Origin of the sequence: Hoeflea sp. IMCC20628, from assembly GCF_001011155.1 — a bacterium.
Taxonomy (GTDB): domain Bacteria; phylum Pseudomonadota; class Alphaproteobacteria; order Rhizobiales; family Rhizobiaceae; genus Hoeflea.
Genome location: NZ_CP011479.1, coordinates 3,460,775 through 3,478,431, shown reverse-complemented (window position 1 = coordinate 3,478,431; position 17,657 = coordinate 3,460,775). Strand labels below are relative to the sequence as shown.

Below are 17,657 nucleotides of genomic sequence, written 5' to 3'. Positions count from 1 at the left end.
CCAGGCCGGGTTCGGCTGCATTCTCGTATCACCATAAGGGTGTGTCCGGCGTACGTATCAGCAATAACAAGCAGACAGGAGAGACAGTGATATGCCGATTATTCGAGTTGAGATGCTGGCGGGCCGCTCGATTGAACAGAAGCGCGCGTTTGCTCAATCGGTTACCAATACGGCCTCCGAGATCCTGGGCTGCTCGCGCGAAGCGGTTGCCGTGGTGTTCGATGAGGTAGAGCCAACCGATTGGGCCAATGGCGGACGGCTGCAATCGGACATATCTGCCGAAGGCTCCTGAGGCCGTTCCACAAAGTCTTTTATTCCGGCTTTGAGCGCGCGGGCATCAGCACTTGGCCGGTGCCCACGCTCATGTGGTTATTCAGCCTGCTTGATACTTCGCAAGATCCTCGACCGTTTTCCGGATCACCGCTGTTACGTGGGTCAGTTCCTCGCCCTCGAGTTCCAGGCGCGGTGCTCGCACGCCGGCGGGAGCGCCGTAGACAATGTTTTCGGCAAGCTTGATGTACTGGACCAGCTTCACATCGGTATCGAGGTGGAAGGCCGGAGTCATCAGGCGGTAAAGTGGCCGGATGGCGTCGTATTTACCGGCGCGTCCGGCATTGAAGATCTCGACGCATTCCTTCGGCCAGGCATTGGTCATACCCGAGACCCAGCCGGTGACACCGAGCGAGAGGCTTTCGAGGATGAGGTCATCGACACCACAGAAGACCGCGTAGCGGTCGCCAAAGGCGTTGTAGAGATCGGTCACTCGCCGGATGTCGCCGGTTTCTTCCTTGATGCAGGTGATGGTGTCGACGTCGCGTAGCGCTTCCAGCGTCGGCACGTCCACATCGACCTTGTAGGCGATCGGGTTGTTGTAGATCATGATCGGCAGGTCACTCGCCGCAGCAACCGTCTTGTACCAGGCGACTGTTTCCCGCCGGTCTGTCTTGTAAGCCAGGCTCGGGAACGTCATCAGCCCGTTAAGCCCTCGCTTTTGGGCATTTTTCGCCATGAAGGTGGCTTCAGTGGTCGAGATTGCCGCAAGCCCGGAAAGCAACGGTACACGCCCGGCCACGGTGGCCACCGAGAGGTCAAGAACCTCATCGCGTTCCTTCTGGCTGAGTGAGGCATTTTCACCCAGCATCGGCAGTACGATCAGGCCGGAGACGCCATTCTCGATCAATCGTTCAAGGCTTTTGGCCATGGCCACCGGGTCAAAGCTGCCATCCGCCTTGAGTTTCGTCGTCACTGCGGGGAAAACGCCGCTCCATGTCATGTCCGGTTCCTTTCAAGGGTGCCCGCAATTCGGGCAGGTCAGTCAGGTTTTATAGTCGGCTTCCGTGCGGTCCAGCAGGCGCTGGACGCTGGCAAGATGAAGCTCTGCAGCATCCGCCGCTTCGCTCATGATCTGCTCACCGGTCTTGCGGGCAAGGTCACGGTCGATCGGCAGCAGGCGCCGACCGGTCGACATGGCCAGCACCTGCACCTCGCAGGCGCGTTCGAGATAGTAGAGATCGTCCCAGGCCTTGGCGATACTGTCGGCCAGCACCATCACACCGTGGTGGCGCATGAAGACAATGTCTGCCTCGCCTATGGCGCTGGCGATGCGGGCACCTTCGCGGTCATCCAGCGCAAGGCCATTGTAATCCTCGTCGACCACGACCCGGCCAATGAACCGTGTTGCAGTCTGGCCCGCATAGTGCAGTGGTTCGCCTTCCACCATTGCCAGAGCGGTCGCATACGGCATGTGGGTATGGAACGCGACACGGGCGTGAGGCTTGAATTTGTGCAATTGGGCATGGATGTGGAAGGCTGTGGATTCCGGTACGCCATCGCCGGCAACAACATTGCCGTCGAAATCGCAGATCAGCAGGCTTGAGGCGGTAATCTCGGAAAAGGCATAGCCATAGGGATTGACGAGAAACAGTTCATTGTAGCCCGGCACGACGGATGAGAAATGATTGCAGATGCCTTCATGCATGCCAAGTCGGGCCGCCATGCGAAAGCAGGCCGCCAGTTCTCGCCGGGCGGTCAGAATTTCGGCGGTGTCAAAATGCGGCGTATTGGCTGTCACGGTCATTGTTTTTTGCGCCATTTTTGCCAGAATCTGCCGCCGGTCAGGCAATTCTGATCGGGGTCACATTGGTGCGGGATGGCTCTTCGGTTGAAACTGCCAGAAGGTTTTCGACCGAGAGTTCCCAATTCCGGTAGGCTTCAACCACCTGAACGCGTTGTGGCGCAGGTGGTTGCGCCATAGGTGGCATCAGCCGCAGCCAGTTGGGATCGTGCATCGTGTCAGCGATGATAGCTTTCGCCGACGGGATGAACGGGTATCGCGACAGCACCGCATCGGCGGCGCGCAAGGCTTCGACAAACGGCCGGCCTTCATAGCTGTTGCGGGTGTCGGTGAGCGCGCGCATGAAGCCCGGCATGATGTTGGCCAGCCCGCAGACGGTGCCGGTCAGGCCGAGCGGATTGAGTTCGGGCAGGTCGAGCTCGTTACCGGTGAAGATCGACATCTTCGAGAACGAAAGAATATATTGCTTGGTCAAGTCCGGGTCGCCGCCACTGTCCTTCAGCCCGGCGATGATTTCGGGGTATTTTTCAGTCAGGCGTCGCAGCATGGGTAGAGAGATCGTGACCCCGGAAATATCGGGAAAATTATAGACGAAAAGCCGCAAATCATCGCGTCCGCAACGTTCAATAATCTGGCGATAGAACTCGAAGACACCGTCATCCGTGATGCCGCCCCGGTACATGCAAGGTGTCATCAACAGGCAGCCATAGACCCCGTGGCCCGTTGCATGTCGCGCCAGCGTCACCGAATCCTCAAAAGCAAGCGCTCCGACAGAAACCATGATCCGCTGCGGCTCTATCCCTGCCGAGATCAACGCATCAAGGGTCGCCATGCGATCGTTGACACAGAATTCCGGACCTTCGCCGGTGGTGCCGAAGATGGTGATGCCGTCGACGCCCTGACTGAACAGATGGCGAGCGAAACTGACCATGCGTTGCGAATCCGGACGCAAGCTCGAGTTTACCGGGGTTGCAATGGCTGCGGCAAGGCATCGGGAAGAGGGTAGACGGGACATAAGTCAGGAGGCTCCCAGAGGGATAATCATTGTCGACAATTGACAAGATTAATCGCTAATTGTCAACATTCTTCTTGACGAGGTCGGGTGCTCGGGGCATTTGTAATGGCCTAAGGCAGGTGCCTGGATACGTTATCCCTCTCTTGATAGGGGGGTTCGGAAATGGGGCGCGGCGTGATTTGCGAAGATGCGGCGTCTCGTTGCTCTAGTCGGCCCTGCCTGTTTATCCAAGCCGCCACGGACACAGGAGTTTTCGCTTTGCAGCCTATGAAGGAACTGGTCAAAGGGTCTGACCGCTACCGCCATTTCATTGACGGCGAATGGGTCGATTCCACGGTCAAGGAATGGATCGAGGTCGAAAACCCTGCGACGGAAGAAATCATCGCATCGGTCCCGCGCGGCAGCGAAGCCGATGCGGATCGTGCGCTTTCGGCAGCATGGCGTGCCCAGCCCGCGTGGGAGGCTTTGCCTCCGGTCGAACGGGCCGAATTACTCAAGCGACTCGCACGCCTGATTCTTCAGAACCGCGAGCGGCTGGCTCAGGTCGTGATCGCGGAACAGGGCAAGCCGCTGGCTGAAGCGCGCGGCGAGATCGAGGGAGCAGCGCTCTATCTGACCTACGCTGCCGAAGAGGCGCGCCGGGTGACCGGCGACATCATTCCGTCCGACAATCCCAACGAGCAGATCTGGATTCAGAAGGTGGCGCATGGCGTCGTCGTCGCCCTGACTGCCTGGAACTATCCGGCTGCGCTGATGACGCGCAAGATCGGACCGGCGCTTCTTGCCGGCAACACCGTGGTGGTCAAACCTCATGAAGGCACACCGCTTTCCAGCTTTGAAATTGCCCAGCTCGCCGCAGAGGCCGGTTTCCCGGCCGGCGTGATCAACGTTGTCTCTGGCACCGGCGAAGGGCTGGGGCAGGCGCTGGTCAAGCACCCGTATACCCGTCTGATCACGCTCACCGGAAGCGTGCGCGCCGGCAAGGCGATTTATCGCTCGGCAGCAGATGATCTGAAGATCCTGCGGCTCGAGCTCGGCGGCAAGGCGCCGTTCGTGGTTGCTGAAGATGCCGACATCGCTGCAGCGGTCAATGCCGCCGTGCAGTCACGTTTCGAGAACTGCGGTCAGATCTGCATCTGCAACGAGCGCATGTATGTGCACGAGAAGATCGCCGACGAGTTCACCGAGCGGTTCATCAAGGCTGTGGAAGCGCTGAAAGTCGGTGATCCACGCCAACTCGTCGATGTGGGTCCCAAGTTCAGCGGCGCTGAACTCGAAAAGGTCGAGACAATGGTGGACCGCGCTGTGGCGTCGGGCGCCAAGGTGCTTACCGGCGGCAAGCGGCTCAGCGGCGGCGAGTTTTCGCGCGGCCATTGGTTCGAGCCAACGGTTCTCGGCGTTGACGACAACGCCATGGAGATCATGCAGGACGAGGTCTTTGGCCCGGTCGTTCCGATCATGCGGGTTGGCGATTTCGACGAAGCGATGCGGCTGGCAAACGAAAGCCGCTACGGTCTGTCAGCCTATGTCTTTACCAAGGACATGCGGCGCATCATGCGGCTCTCGCGCGAGCTTAAATTCGGCGAAATCTACGTCAACAAGGCGGGTGGCGACGTGGTGCAGGCGCATCATGCCGGGATGCGTGACAGCGGCATCGGTGGCGAAGATGGCAAATATGGTCTGGAAGGCTATTTCCAGAAAAAGACCACCTATTTGAACTTCAACTGATCCGCACCGAGTTCAAGCAGTAAAGCCGCCGCCGTGCATTCCTTGCGCGGCGGCGAGCAGGCTCCCGCGTCGTTTTACTCAGGCTGCGAGGCGTAGGATGCGTAGGACGAATATGCCAGCCAGCCGCAATCCACCGGCAGCACAACCCCGGTGATGGCTGCGGCCGCTTCGGAGCACAGGAAGAAAATTGCTTCAGCAACATCGGCAGGCTGCACCAGCCGCTTGATCGCCGATTTGTCGAGTATGGCTTGTGGATCGCGTACACCCGCGTCGATCCGCGCCTGCATCGCCGGTGTCAAAGTGTAGCCCGGCGCCACCGCGTTGACCCTGACGCCGGATGGGCCGAAATCGGCGGCCATGATCTCGGTCATGGATTTCAAGGCGACTTTCGCCGGCGCGTAGGCCGGTTGGGGTGAGGGGCGATAGGTGGTCAGCGAGCACATGTTGATAATGCTGCCCGATCCTGCCTGCATCATGCGGCGCCCGAAGGCCTGGTTGATCAGCAGGGTGCCGCGAACATTGACCGACCAGACCATATCGAATTCTTCAATGGGCATGTCTACAAAGCGGATTCCGTTCTGCAAGATGCCGCCCGAATTGACCACCGCATCGACAGCAGTGTGCCTCTCATAGGTATTGGCGGCGAAATCCGCGACGCTGGCTTCGTCGGCCAGATCGAGCGGCAAAACGCTGACTGAAGCGGCTCCCGCCAGGCGGGCGGCTTGCGCCACGGTCTCGCTGCGGCTTGCGTTGATATCTCCGATCACCACGTGCCATCCGGCGCTGGCAAAGCGCATGACGGTCGCTTCACCTATCCCGCTGGCGCCGCCGGTCACGACGGCTGTTTTGTTGAACTTCATCAGCGGCTCTCCTTGCTGGTGTCACGTGCGGCCCGAAGCCGGGATTGGTTCAAATTAGTTGCCCCGGGATCGATGTCGCCATGAACGTCAAAGACCACTCCATGATAGCGCACGGCATAGCCCGGTGTGATTTTCGACTCTTTCAGATCAAGGGCAATTGCTTCCAGATGCCGATCGAGAGGGTCGCCATTGCCACCGCCACCGGCCTGCTCGTGGCGGATCACCGTATTCTTGTCGACGTTTCGGGTCAGCTTTCCGGGCAGGGGGGTGTTCTCGGTTTCAGGGTTGAGAATATTGCGCGACAGACCTCCCGGGAGGCCCCCGTCAACGCCGTAGGGCGGCGTGGTGATACGGTCGGCACGAACCTGCAGCATCGTGTCATCGGCCAGAATCCGGTATGTCCGGGTCAAGCCGAGACCGCCGCGAAACCGTCCGGCACCGCAGGAGTCAGGGCGCAGCGAATATTCCTCGATTCGCAGCGGGTATCGTTTCTCCAGTGTTTCGATGGGGAGGTTCGACATGTTCTGCGCCGGGTTGGTAATAGCCTCGATGCCATCCTTGTTGGCGCGGCCGCCCCAGGCGCCATTGATCATGTCCACCAGTACAAAGTGCTCACCGGTTTCCTTGTCATAGCCGCCCATCGATAAAACCGTGTTGCCGCCTTCACCTGCCGCCATCAGCCGGGCGGGTGCGATCTTGGACAGCGCGCCCAGCACGCAATCGACGACGCGGTAGCCGGTCAGCGCGCGCGCCGCGACAGGCGCAGGCAGGTCGGGTTTGAGGATCGAATGATCCGGCGCGGTGACGCTGATGGCGCGATAGACACCGGCATTGTTCGGCACATCACGATCAAGAGCGCACCGTACCGCCAGATAGGCGGAAGATTTGGTGAAGGAGAAGGTCGAATTGATCGCCCCGCGAACCTGCGGCGAGGATCCGGCAAAGTCGATCTCCAGGCCATCATGTTTCACCGTGATCGCGCAGCAAATCGGGATTGGTTCGGTGGTGAAACCATCGCCGTCAATCGCGTCCTCAAAAGTGTAAATACCATCTGGCCAAGCGGCGATGCTTTTTCTGGTGAGCACCTCGCCATAGTCGAGCAGAGCGTCGAAATAGGATTGCAACTCCGCTTCGCCATAGCGTTCGATCAGCCGGATCAGTTCCCGCTCTCCGGTGCGGCAGGTGGCATATTGGGCATCGAGGTCCCCCAGCACCATGGCCGGCAGGCGCACATTGGTGCGGATCAGGTCAAACAACGTCTCATTGCGCTTGCCCGCATCAAACAGGCGTAGCGGCGGAATGCGCAGGCCTTCCTGAAATATCTCGGTGGAATCGGCTGCATTGGAGCCCGGCACGCGGCCGCCCATGTCGCAGTGATGGGCAATGACAACCGAGTAACCCTGAAGCCGGCCTTGGTGAAAGATCGGCTTGACCATAAAGATGTCGGGCAGATGCATGCCGCCGGCATAGGGGTCGTTGAGAACATAGACATCGCCCTCGCATGCGGTCGTGGAGAACCGCTCGACGATCATTTCCATCGCATCGGGCACGGCGCCGAGATGAAGCGCCACCGTCTTGGCCTGGCTGAGGATCTGTCCCCGGCTGTCACACAGCGTGCACGAATAGTCGAGCACGTCGCGCACGATGGGGGAGCGGGCGGTGCGCATCACGGTGCCTGCCATCTCGTCAACGATTGCATCAAGGGCGGACTTGATCACGGCGAAGCTGACCGGATCGGGGGTGAAGTCCTGAGTTGCGTGGGCTTTGGTTGGAACAGTCATGGGAGGGTCACCACAAGGTTGCCGTGCGGGTCCGGTTCCGCGGTAGCGCCTGGCGGAATCGCGAAGGTGGTGTCAGCGCTTTCAAAGATTGCCGGCCCCTCGATGATGCTGGAAACCATCGCCCGATCATATACTGGTGTCAGAACCGGTTTGCTGGCATCGTCGAAGAACACATCGCGCCGCGAAGCGGGCGAGGCCTCCAGCCCGCCGCTCGGCCTGACGGTAGCGGCTTCATGCTGGTCCTTGAGCGGCCAATGGGCACGCAGGCGCAGGTTGACGGTCTCGACGCCATCGGAAGAGACATATCCGAACATATCCTCGTAGGCAGCCAGGAAGCGGGCATTGAGGTCTTCAATCTGCAGGTCATGCGCCTCGGGATCGAAGCTGATCTGGATTTCCGCATCCTGCCCGCCGAAGCGCATGTCGAGTTCGAAACCGAAATTGATATCGTTCGGGTCAAAACCTTGCTCTTCAAGCTCTCGGCTTGCTTCATCCCGCAGCGATGCGGCCGTTGCGCGCAAGTCTGCCGGATTTATCTCGCCGGGTTGCCTCGGATAGGACCGGATGAAAAAATACTCAACCACCGCCTCCAGCATCCCCGATGCGGTAAAGACACCGGGTTCCGGTGGCAAGACCACTTTGCCTATACCGACGCTGCTGGCCAGATCGCAAGCGTGATTTGGTCCTGCTCCGCCGAAAGCAAACAGCACGAAGTCGCGCGGGTCCTGGCCGCGTTCGACCGTGACCGCGCGAATGGCACGCGCCATGTTGGAATTGGCGATCGCCCGCATTCCCAGCGCAGCCTGGACCACGGTAAGCCCGGCGGGCTTGGCCACGTGTTTGTCTATCGCAGCGGCGGCCAGATCGACTGACAGCATCATGCTGCCGCCGGCCAGCCGGTCGGGCAGGTAACCCAGCAACAAATTGGCATCAGTCAAAGTCGGGCAATCCCCGCCGGTGCCGTAGCAGGCCGGGCCGGGCACCGCGCCGGCCGATACCGGGCCGACACAGATCAGACCACCATCATCAACATGCGCGATGGACCCGGCGCCATTGCCGATTTCGGCCACATCCACGGTGGGCACTCGCATCAGATAGCCGCCGGCCTTGATGAAGCGGCTGGGTGTGGAGATGCCGTCGCGGAATTCATATTCGGTGGTGCGCGTCACCTCACAGCCCTTGATCAGCGAGGCGGAAGCGGTGGTGCCGCCCATGTCAAAAGCGACAAGATTGGCGATGCCGGAAAGCTCGCCCATATGCCCCGCACCGACCACGCCCGCGGCCCGGCCAGACGAAATGAACATCACCGGCTTTTCCTGCGCGACATGCACCGGAGCGAGGCCACCATTGGAATTGGAGATGAAAAGAGGGGCGGTGACGCCTGCGTTGCGAAGGCCTTTCTGCAGCGCGATCAGATAAGTGCGCATTACCGGCAGCACATAGGCGTTGACCACGGTTGTCGAGGTGCGTTCGTATTCACGTTGTTCGGGAAGAATTGACACCGATGCTGTGACCGGCAGATCCGGCAGAGCAGCACGGATGAAGTCCGCGGCCTGCAATTCGTGTTCCGGATTGACGTAGGAATTGAGAAAGCAGAGCGCCAGCGTGTCCAGGTTCTCGGTAGCGATGCGCCGAACAAGCGCACTCAGTTCTTCGGCGTCCAGCGGGGTCACGATACTGCCGTCTGCCGCAATCCGCTCACCGATCTCGAAGCGCAAATGTCGCGGCACCAGCGGCGTTGGTTTGTCCCATGTCAGATCAAACATGCCGGGCGTGCGCAGGCGTCCGATTTCCAGCAGGTCGCGGAAGCCTTTCGTAGTGACAAGTCCGATCCGGCCTCCACGTTTCTGCAGGATGGCGTTCGAGCCGACCGTTGTCCCGTGCAGGACTGCCGTAACGTCGCCGGGTTGCAGGCCGGCCTCGTTTAGCAACGCGGCTACACCTGTAAGAACTGCAGCTTCGGGGTTGGCCGGTGTTGACGAGACTTTCTTGGCGTATCGCCGACCATCGTCGGTAACGAGAACCAGATCGGTGAATGTTCCACCGATGTCTGCACCTATTCGCGCGCTGGTCGACATTCTGCTCACCTCGACTGGATAGTAAATCATTTATTGTCAGCAATCGTCCTCTTGTCAACGCAATAGAAAGAGGTAGCGGGGTCCTGGCAACCTATAATCAATTGTTGACAATCGACTGATGTTGGGCTCTCATTGCTGTATCAGCCGCTGTTCCATTGAGGTTCGGCCGCAGACAAAAGCGGGTGGATGCGGGCTTCAAGGCGAAATTGATCGTCGACAAGGTCGCTCGCTCGCCGACGCAGAAAGCAGTGCAGTGAGCAGGAGGCTCCTTTGGTATAAGCGGCGGGTGGCGTATAATTGGCACTCGCGATCGCAACCACCAATAAGGACATGAGCAACAATGACGGGTCTCGAAAGCCTGAAAACCCAAGACCGGCTCTTGGGCAACCAAGCCGCCAACAGCATCCGGCGCCAGATCGTCAACGGCACAATGCCGCCTGGCCACAGATTGCTTGAATCAAACCTGGCCGCCTCACTCGAGGTGAGCCGCGGGACCATTCGTTCGGCCTTGATGCAACTGACCACCGAGGGCCTGGTGAGTCAGGTTGCCTTCACAAAATGGGAAGTAGCGCCCGCCTCGGTTCATGAGGCCTGGGAGCTCTACACATTGCGCTCAGCCCTCGAGGGGCTTGCTGCGCGGCTGGCGGCTCAACGGGCCACGCCGGAAAGCAGGGCGCAACTTGAAAAGGCGTTTGTAGAGCTAGAAAGCGCCGCCAAGGCCGGGATTCGCGACGACACCATCGACGCCGACTTCAATCTGCACCGGGTATTGGTTGGAATGTCGGGACATGGCCGGTTGGTCCGTGAGCATGAAAAGCTGATCCAGCAGGTGCGGTTCCAGATGATTCATATCGGCCTGACGGCGCGTGACTTGACTCATCTTCTGGAAGATCATCGCGCGCTCAAAGATGCCGTCGTCAAGGGCGATGCCGACAAGGCCGCCGAACTCGCAGCAAGCCATAACAACGCAGAAGTGGAGCGCCTTCTGGCCGACTCGGCCAAGGAGAAATCCGCGGAAACAAGCCGGGATAAACCGGGCTGACAACAACCCTAGGAGAGCAAAGTGAAAGACAGCAAGCAAGGTATTCATAACATCACCCGCAGAACGCTTCTCGCGGTCTCCGGTGCGGCTTTGGCAACGCCTGCCCTGTCCCGGGTAGCATTCGCCCAGGACAAGAAGGTCATCCGCATTTCGACTCCCGCCGCCAATGAAGAATGGCAGGCGAAGGGTCTGATGAAGTTCAAGGAACAGGTAGAGGCGAACGCGCCCTCGCTGGAGGTCCAGGTTCATCTCAACGCGACGCTGTTTGACCAGGGCACAGAAACCGCCGCCATGCAGCGCGGCAATCTCGAAGTAGGGATGATCTCGCCGCAGGATGTCGCGAGCTACATTCCCGAATATTCGATCTTCACCGCCGGCTACCTGCTGCGCGACGCGGCACATCTCCACAAGGTGTTCGACGATAGCGACGTGGCCAAGGAATACCGTGACCGCGTGTCAAGCGAGATGGATGTCACCATTCTCGGCTCCCAATATCTCGGTACGCGACACGTCATCCTGCGCGAGGCCAAAGACGTCAAAGCCCCGGCCGATCTCGCGGGCCTCAAGTTGCGTGTTCCCGGCTCCGACACCTGGCAGTTCCTCGGCAGTGCGCTCGGCGCGAACCCGACACCGATCGCATTCGACGAGGTATATCTCGCGCTTTCGACAGGCACTGTCGACGGGCTTGAAAACCCCATCGCCGACATGCTTGCCGCCAAGTTCTATGAAGTCAGCGAGCAACTTGTTCTCACTGCCCACATGGTCGCGCCGCTGTTCTTCGCCATGTCCAATTCGTTCTGGAGCGAATTGACCGAAGAAGAGAAGAAGGTAGTAAGCGATGCTGTCGCCGCACAGTCTGCCTTTGTCGACGAAGGCACTATGGCCACCGAAGCCGAGGGCACAAGCCTGCTGGAATCGAATGGCTTGAAGGTCACCACTCCGGACCTCGAGGCTTTCCGCAAGCACGTGCAGGGCGTCTATCTCGAAAGCGATTACGCCAAGGCTTGGCCTGAAGGTCTGATCGACAGGATCAACGCGCTTTAAGACGCTTTGATTTCACATGACTTGAACGATCCCAGATGCACGCCACGGCCATTATGGCCGTGGCGCAATGACCGGAGTTGCAGGTGATCAAGAAGTTCGGGAAATTCGCAACCAATGCAGGTGAAATCTTCTGCGGCATCGGGTTTGCAAGTCTGTTCGCTGTTTTCATCATCCAGATATTCTTTCGCTACGTGCTGAACAATCCTCTGCCATGGTCACAGGAAATAGCTGGCATTCTCTATGTGTGGATCGTCTGTGTCGGCTCCGCCACGATTGTCAAAGAGCGCGACCACGTCTCGTTTGACCTGCTTTACGAGAGCGTCGCCCCCGGCAAACGCAGGGTCCTCGCCTTGATCGGGACAGGGTTCATGCTGGTTGTCCTGTTGCTGTCGCTCTACGGAAATTTTGACTACATCGCATTCACGGCACGTCAGAAAACCCCGACATTGCGGCTGCCAATGACTGTCGTCTTCTCAGCCTTCGGAGTTTTCCTGGTGCTGCTCATCGTCAATTCCGCCGTTCGCATCTACCGCTTGATGCAGAGCGACGGGCACCGGGAACCGTGAAATGAGTTTTGCTGCAGCTATCATGATGGTGCTTTTCCTGGTGGCTGGAGGCATCGGTGTGCCGATCGGCTTCGCGATGATCGGAAGCGGATTTGCCTATCTCCTGATTACCGGCAAAGACCTCGGTCTGGTTGCCGCGCAGGGCATCAACGGCCTGTTTTCTTCCTTTATCCTGCTGGCGGTGCCGCTGTTCATTTTTGCAGCCGAGGTCATGACGGCATCGAGCATTTCCAACCGGCTCCTGCAGTTTGTGGTGCTGATCGTCGGACGCGTGCGCGGTGGCCTAGCCTACGTCAATATCATCGTTTCGATCATTTTCGCCGGAATGAGCGGTAGCGCACTGGCTGACGCCGCTGGTCCCGGCAAACTGATGATCGACATGATGACGCGGGACAACCGCTATCCCCGGGCCTTCGCTGGCGCCTTGACCGCGGCGTCGGCGACGATCGGGCCTATTATTCCGCCCTCGATTCCGATGGTGATCTATGGCGCCATCTCGGGGACATCGATCGGTGCCCTGTTTCTTGCAGGCATCATCCCGGGGCTCCTGATGGGGCTGGTTCTGGCTATCCAGACATTCATCGTCGCAAGGCGCCGGAATTTTCCGATTGAAGAAAAATTCACCCTGCCGGAAGCGCGCCGCATCTCGCTCAGGGCGGTGCCACCACTGTTTTTGCCGGTCATCTTGCTTGGCGGAATCTACAGCGGCGCTGTCACGCCGACGGAGGCTGCCGCCGTTGCAGCGCTCTACGCCATCATCATCGCCATCATCTTTCGCGACATGACATGGAAATCGATGTGGCAGACCCTACTGGCTTCGGCGAGGGGTACGGCGATTGTCGCAATCACCGTGGTCGGAGCCCTGTTCTTCAACTATGTGGTCGCGGGCGAGCAGATACCGGGCATGGTGGCTGACTGGATCACCTCGATGTCACTCTCGCCACTTGCTTTCCTGCTCGTCACCGCGCTGCTGTTCCTGCTGCTTGGCGCTGTTTTCGACACGCTGCTGATGCTCTTGGTGATGGTTCCGATCCTTCTGCCCTCCGTTCATGCGCTGGGAATTGATTCCGTGCATTTCGGCGTTGTGGTCATTGTCAACATGATGATCGGGTTGATCACGCCGCCCTACGGCGAACTTCTGTTCCTCATCGGTGGGGTCTCCAAGATCCCGCTGGCCGAACTGATCCGGGAAATCTGGGGCTTCATTCTGACCCTGTTGATTGCGCTGCTATTGATCATCCTGTTTCCCGACCTTGTCCTGTTCATTCCCCGGATGGCTGGATACTAGAGACCTGTGGCGGCGGAAGCGCTCTGCGACGCTGAAAAGCGGGGCGTCTTGGGCTGATTTGCTGGGGTCTCAGGAGCGTTTCGCGTGAATCATTCAGTCTGAATCAATCACGCGCTGCCACATCGATGAAGCCGATATCCGTTCATCTGGAGTGGCGAAAATCTGCACTCACAGCGAAAACTGAAATTGGATTGCTTTACAACTGGAAAAGTGGTTTCCTGCGGTCTGGGAGAAGGTATGTGTTGAATCAACAAGCTTTTTCGACTGACCGGATTGATGAGAGCGATCAATTACGGGTCAATGTATACAGGCTTCTGGCCCGTTTGCTGCGCCAGCCGCCGGATGCACCTCTCCTGACTGTTTTGAAACAGATGACAGGTGACGATTCCGAGCTTGGTCAGGCGATCACCGAACTTGCGCAGGCCGCTACTGCTACCAGCCTTGCTGCCAGCCGTGATGAATACAATGTCCTGTTCATCGGCTTGGGTCGCGGCATTCTGACCCCCTTCGGGTCCTATTATCTCACCGGATTTCTGCATGAAAAGCCGTTGGCCCGTTTGCGCGACGACATGGGTCCGCTGGGCATTGCCAGAAGTGATGATGTCAAGGATCCGGAAGATCACGTTGCGGCGCTGATGGAAATGATGGCCGGCCTGATTGATGGCAGCTTCGGCTCTGTTCAGCCTATACCGGCACAAAAGGTGTTTTTCGACCGGCACGTTGCCAGTTGGACCCCACATTTTTTCAAGGATCTCGAGAACTGCCCCTCGGCAGGGTTTTTCAAGCCTGTCGGCCGTATCGGACGCCTTTTCATGGCGATCGAGCAAGGCGCCTTCGAGATGTAGGCCGCATCTGCGGCCTGACGTTGTTTCAATGCGTATTGCAGTCCGGCCAAGACACCCGGCCAGACTGCCGCAGACGGTTCCGGGTGTCGATGAATGGAGACCATCATGAAGGCAAAGACAGAAGATGCTGCGACCGACCGTCGTGGTTTTCTGAAGTTCGCCGGGCTTGGCACGATTGCCAGCGGGGCGGCCCTGGTCGCAGGCACTGAAGTCGAGGCAGCACAGACTGCCGAACCGCAGGCAGGCGCTGGGTACCGGGAGACCGATCATATCAAGGCCTACTACGCGAGCACGCGGTTCTGAGGAACTGCGCTGATCGGTGTGGCGAAAGAATAAACAAAAGGGAGAGTTAGCATGCTCAGGAAGAAGACAAATGGGGTTGCGCGAGGCCCCCGGCTGTCCTCGGCGGTAGCAGAGCTTGGAGCAACGGCGATCGATCGCCGGACATTCCTCAAACGTTCGGGTCTGACCATTGGTGGGGCAGCAGCCATCACCTCGCTTTCGGGCGGAATGGTCAAGCGAGCAGAAGCTCAGACAGCCGCAGGTACCGGGAAAACCGAAATCAAGAAAACGATCTGCACGCATTGCTCCGTCGGTTGCACGGTGATTGCGGAGATCGAAAACGGTGTCTGGACGCGTCAGGCGCCCGGCTATGATTCCCCGTTCAACCTCGGTGCCCATTGCGCCAAGGGAGCGTCCGTCCGCGAGCATGCCCATGGCGATCGTCGCCTGAAATACCCGATGAAGCTGGTCGGCGGCAAATGGCAGCGCGTCTCTTGGGACGACGCCATCAACGAGATCGGCGACAAGATGCTTGAGGTGCGTGAAGCCTCTGGACCGGATTCGGTCTACTGGCTGGGCTCGGCCAAGCATTCCAACGAGCAGGCCTATCTGTTCCGCAAGTTCGCGGCTTACTGGGGGACGAACAACGTCGACCACCAGGCCCGCATCTGCCATTCCACCACGGTGTCCGGTGTTGCCAACACCTGGGGCTATGGCGCGATGACCAACTCCTACAACGACATCCACAATTCTAGATCGATGATTTTGATCGGGTCGAACCCGGCTGAAGCGCATCCGGTGTCGCTGTTGCATCTGCTCAAGTGCAAGGAAGAAAATAACGCACCGTTGATCGTTTGCGATCCGCGCTTCACCCGCACGGCGGCACATGCCGATGAATTTGTGCGGTTCCGGCCGGGCAGCGACGTGGCACTGATCTGGGGTATTCTCTACCACATTTTCGAGAACGGCTGGGAAGATAAGGAATACATCCGCACCCGCGTCTGGGGCATGGATCAGATCCGTGACGAAGTGAAGAAATGGAACCCGGCGGAAGTCGAGCGGGTGACAGGTGTGCCTGGATCGCAGCTTGAGCGGGTTGCCCGCACATTGGCCAACAATCGGCCGGGCACGCTGATCTGGTGCATGGGTGGCACGCAGCACTCGAACGGCTCGTCCAACACCCGCGCCTATTCGATTCTGCAGCTGGCGCTGGGCAATATCGGACAGTCCGGTGGCGGTGCCAACATTTTCCGTGGCCATGACAACGTGCAGGGCGCCACCGATCTGGGCGTGCTGGCTGATACGCTGCCAGGCTATTACGGCCTGACGGCCGGATCCTACGCACACTGGGCGCGCGTCTGGGACGAAGACCTGGATTGGCTCAAGGGCCGTTTCGCCACCATGAAAGGCAAGGACGGCAAGAACAAGCCGATGATGTACGAAACCGGAATTCCTGTGTCGCGCTGGATCGACGGTGTTCTCGAAGCCAAGGAAAACCTGGATCAGCCCGACAACACCAAGGTCATGGTGTTCTGGGGCCATGCGCCGAACTCGCAAACCCGCCTGCCTGAAATGCAGAAGGCAATGGGGATGCTGGATCTGCTGGTCGTCGTCGATCCTTATCCGACGATGACTGCGGTGCTTCAGGATCGCCAGGATGGCGTCTACCTGCTGCCGGCCTCGACCCAGTTCGAGACCTATGGCTCGGTGACGGCGTCCAACCGCTCGATCCAGTGGCGTGAGACGGTGATCGATCCACTGTTTGAATCACTGCCCGACCACACCATCATGTACAAGTTCGCCAAGAAGTTCGGATTTGAGGACAGGATGTTCCGCAATATCGAGGTCAATGGCGAGGAACCGCTGGTCGAGGACATCACCCGCGAGTGGAACCGTGGCATGTGGACCATCGGCATGACCGGGCAGTCTCCGGAGCGGATGAAATCGCACATGGAGCATCAGTACACCTTCGACAAGACCACCTTGCGTGGCGTTGGCGGGCCGCATGATGGCGAATTCTACGGCATGCCGTGGCCTTGCTGGGGCACGCCGGAGATGAAACACCCCGGTTCGGCAGTGCTTTACGATGTGTCGACCCCGGTCGCGCAGGGCGGAATGGGTTTCCGTGCCCGCTTCGGCGTCGAACGCAACGGCGACAACCTGCTGGCGGAAGACAGCTGGCCGGTCGGCTCCGAGATCGAGGACGGCTATCCCGAGTTCACCATGGCCATGTTGAAGGGCCTTGGATGGGATGCCGATCTCACCCCCTATGAAAAGCGCATGATCGAATATGTCGCTGGCATTCTCGAAAAACGGCCTGCGGAAGAAGAGGTCGGCGAGACCTCCGACCAGGGCGAGATCCCGTCCGATTACGACAAGAAGATCGAAGGCGTGAACTGGAAGATCGATCTTTCCGGTGGCATTCAGCGCGTGGCGATCAAGCATGGCTGCGCGCCCTACGGCAACGCCAAGGCCCGCGCGGTGGTCTGGACCTTCCCGGATCCGGTGCCGTTGCATCGCGAACCGCTCTACGCACCCGATCGCGAACTCGTGGCCGATTATCCGACGATTGCCGACAAGACCTTCTGGCGCGTGCCGACGGCCTTCAAGTCGATCCAGGATGTCGATTTTGCCAAGGACTATCCGATGATCATGACCTCGGGTCGCCTGGTTGAATATGAGGGCGGCGGTGACGAAACCCGCTCCAATCCGTGGCTGGCCGAGTTGCAGCAGGACATGTTTGTTGAAATCAACACCTTTGATGCCAACAATCTGGGGATCAGGGATCGTGAGACCGTCTGGCTGCACAGCCCGTCGGGCGCCAAGATCAAGATCATGGCCATGGTCACCGAACGGGTGGGCCGGGGCGTCGTCTTCTGTCCCTTCCACTTCGGCGGCCAGTTCCAGGGCGTCGATCAAAGGCACAAATATCCTGAAGGCGCCGATCCGATCGTGCTTGGGGAGGCGTCCAACACGGCGCAGACCTATGGCTACGACATGGTGACGCAGATGCAGGAAACAAAAACCACGCTTTGCCGCGTCGAGCGGGCATAG

14 protein-coding genes and 1 pseudogene are annotated in these 17,657 nt (G+C 59.2%); 9 read left to right on the top strand and 6 right to left on the bottom strand.

Annotated features, from left to right (window positions below; genetic code table 11):
• Window positions 1-88: 88 nt before the first annotated feature.
• Window positions 89-292, top strand: a pseudogene (locus IMCC20628_RS16420) (4-oxalocrotonate tautomerase); the annotation flags it as partial.
• A gap of 81 nt (window positions 293-373) precedes the next feature.
• On the opposite strand, the gene IMCC20628_RS16415 reads toward IMCC20628_RS16420, so the two are convergent.
• The 3 genes from IMCC20628_RS16415 to IMCC20628_RS16405 are packed head-to-tail and all read right to left on the bottom strand — an operon-like array spanning window position 374 to window position 3,089.
• Entirely contained in the window at window positions 374-1,273 is a 900-nt protein-coding gene (locus tag IMCC20628_RS16415; protein ID WP_047031111.1) for a dihydrodipicolinate synthase family protein, read from the bottom strand.
• 42 nt (window positions 1,274-1,315) lie between these two features.
• On the bottom strand, window positions 1,316-2,077 hold the full coding sequence (locus IMCC20628_RS16410; protein ID WP_245307953.1) for an aldolase: 762 nt from the start codon (window positions 2,075-2,077) through the stop codon (window positions 1,316-1,318).
• 37 nt (window positions 2,078-2,114) lie between these two features.
• The gene (locus IMCC20628_RS16405; RefSeq protein ID WP_082128182.1) at window positions 2,115-3,089 is read right to left on the bottom strand and encodes a dihydrodipicolinate synthase family protein; all 975 of its coding nucleotides are present in this window, start codon (window positions 3,087-3,089) and stop codon (window positions 2,115-2,117) included.
• 162 nt (window positions 3,090-3,251) lie between these two features.
• Here IMCC20628_RS16405 and aldA point away from each other — a divergent pair, with 162 nt between their 5' ends.
• Window positions 3,252-4,817, top strand: coding sequence for an aldehyde dehydrogenase (gene aldA / locus IMCC20628_RS16400; RefSeq protein ID WP_245307803.1), 1,566 nt, complete (start codon window positions 3,252-3,254; stop codon window positions 4,815-4,817).
• A 74-nt stretch (window positions 4,818-4,891) separates the two neighbouring features.
• On the opposite strand, the gene IMCC20628_RS16395 is transcribed toward aldA, so the two are convergent.
• Genes IMCC20628_RS16395 through IMCC20628_RS16385 form a run of 3 tightly spaced genes read right to left on the bottom strand, consistent with a single transcriptional unit; the run spans window position 4,892 to window position 9,536 of the window.
• Complete coding sequence (locus tag IMCC20628_RS16395; RefSeq protein WP_047031107.1) at window positions 4,892-5,677, bottom strand: SDR family oxidoreductase; 786 nt, start codon at window positions 5,675-5,677, stop codon at window positions 4,892-4,894.
• Window positions 5,677-7,458, bottom strand: coding sequence for a hydantoinase B/oxoprolinase family protein (locus IMCC20628_RS16390; protein WP_047031106.1), 1,782 nt, complete (start codon window positions 7,456-7,458; stop codon window positions 5,677-5,679). Before IMCC20628_RS16390 ends, IMCC20628_RS16395 begins: the two co-directional genes overlap by 1 nt.
• Window positions 7,455-9,536 (bottom strand): hydantoinase/oxoprolinase family protein, encoded by a 2,082-nt coding sequence (locus tag IMCC20628_RS16385; RefSeq protein WP_052766625.1) that lies wholly within the window; start codon window positions 9,534-9,536, stop codon window positions 7,455-7,457. Before IMCC20628_RS16385 ends, IMCC20628_RS16390 begins: the two co-directional genes overlap by 4 nt.
• A gap of 340 nt (window positions 9,537-9,876) precedes the next feature.
• Here IMCC20628_RS16385 and IMCC20628_RS16380 point away from each other — a divergent pair, with 340 nt between their 5' ends.
• The 7 genes from IMCC20628_RS16380 (at window position 9,877) to IMCC20628_RS16350 (ending at window position 17,657) form a co-directional block, all read left to right on the top strand.
• Window positions 9,877-10,578, top strand: a complete 702-nt coding sequence (locus IMCC20628_RS16380; protein WP_047031104.1) for a GntR family transcriptional regulator — start codon at window positions 9,877-9,879, stop codon at window positions 10,576-10,578.
• Between the two features lie 21 nt (window positions 10,579-10,599).
• Window positions 10,600-11,622 carry a TRAP transporter substrate-binding protein DctP gene (gene dctP, locus IMCC20628_RS16375; protein WP_245307802.1) on the top strand — a complete coding sequence of 341 codons (1,023 nt, stop codon included), beginning with the start codon at window positions 10,600-10,602 and terminating at the stop codon, window positions 11,620-11,622.
• 83 nt (window positions 11,623-11,705) lie between these two features.
• Window positions 11,706-12,188, top strand: a complete 483-nt coding sequence (locus IMCC20628_RS16370) for a TRAP transporter small permease (protein ID WP_052766470.1) — start codon at window positions 11,706-11,708, stop codon at window positions 12,186-12,188.
• A 1-nt stretch (window position 12,189) separates the two neighbouring features.
• A complete protein-coding gene (locus tag IMCC20628_RS16365) occupies window positions 12,190-13,476 on the top strand; it encodes a TRAP transporter large permease (RefSeq protein WP_047031103.1) in 1,287 nt (428 codons plus the stop codon).
• Between the two features lie 239 nt (window positions 13,477-13,715).
• On the top strand, window positions 13,716-14,321 hold the full coding sequence (locus IMCC20628_RS16360; protein WP_052766469.1) for a molecular chaperone TorD family protein: 606 nt from the start codon (window positions 13,716-13,718) through the stop codon (window positions 14,319-14,321).
• A 105-nt stretch (window positions 14,322-14,426) separates the two neighbouring features.
• Window positions 14,427-14,624: a twin-arginine translocation signal domain-containing protein gene (locus IMCC20628_RS16355; RefSeq protein WP_047031102.1), complete on the top strand. Its 198-nt coding sequence runs from the start codon at window positions 14,427-14,429 to the stop codon at window positions 14,622-14,624.
• Between the two features lie 51 nt (window positions 14,625-14,675).
• On the top strand, window positions 14,676-17,657 hold the full coding sequence (locus tag IMCC20628_RS16350) for a formate dehydrogenase subunit alpha (RefSeq protein ID WP_047031101.1): 2,982 nt from the start codon (window positions 14,676-14,678) through the stop codon (window positions 17,655-17,657).

What these genes read in the sequence shown, in the direction of transcription:
- IMCC20628_RS16415 (WP_047031111.1), bottom strand. Translation starts at nt 1,273, where the DNA reads ATGACATGGAGCGGCGTTTTCCCCGCAGTGACGACGAAACTCAAGGCG.
- IMCC20628_RS16410 (WP_245307953.1), bottom strand. Translation starts at nt 2,077, where the DNA reads ATGACCGTGACAGCCAATACGCCGCATTTTGACACCGCCGAAATTCTG.
- IMCC20628_RS16405 (WP_082128182.1), bottom strand. Translation starts at nt 3,089, where the DNA reads ATGTCCCGTCTACCCTCTTCCCGATGCCTTGCCGCAGCCATTGCAACC.
- aldA (WP_245307803.1), top strand. Translation starts at nt 3,252, where the DNA reads ATGGGGCGCGGCGTGATTTGCGAAGATGCGGCGTCTCGTTGCTCTAGT.
- IMCC20628_RS16395 (WP_047031107.1), bottom strand. Translation starts at nt 5,677, where the DNA reads ATGAAGTTCAACAAAACAGCCGTCGTGACCGGCGGCGCCAGCGGGATA.
- IMCC20628_RS16390 (WP_047031106.1), bottom strand. Translation starts at nt 7,458, where the DNA reads ATGACTGTTCCAACCAAAGCCCACGCAACTCAGGACTTCACCCCCGAT.
- IMCC20628_RS16385 (WP_052766625.1), bottom strand. Translation starts at nt 9,536, where the DNA reads ATGTCGACCAGCGCGCGAATAGGTGCAGACATCGGTGGAACATTCACC.
- IMCC20628_RS16380 (WP_047031104.1), top strand. Translation starts at nt 9,877, where the DNA reads ATGACGGGTCTCGAAAGCCTGAAAACCCAAGACCGGCTCTTGGGCAAC.
- IMCC20628_RS16365 (WP_047031103.1), top strand. Translation starts at nt 12,190, where the DNA reads ATGAGTTTTGCTGCAGCTATCATGATGGTGCTTTTCCTGGTGGCTGGA.
- IMCC20628_RS16355 (WP_047031102.1), top strand. Translation starts at nt 14,427, where the DNA reads ATGAAGGCAAAGACAGAAGATGCTGCGACCGACCGTCGTGGTTTTCTG.
- IMCC20628_RS16350 (WP_047031101.1), top strand. Translation starts at nt 14,676, where the DNA reads ATGCTCAGGAAGAAGACAAATGGGGTTGCGCGAGGCCCCCGGCTGTCC.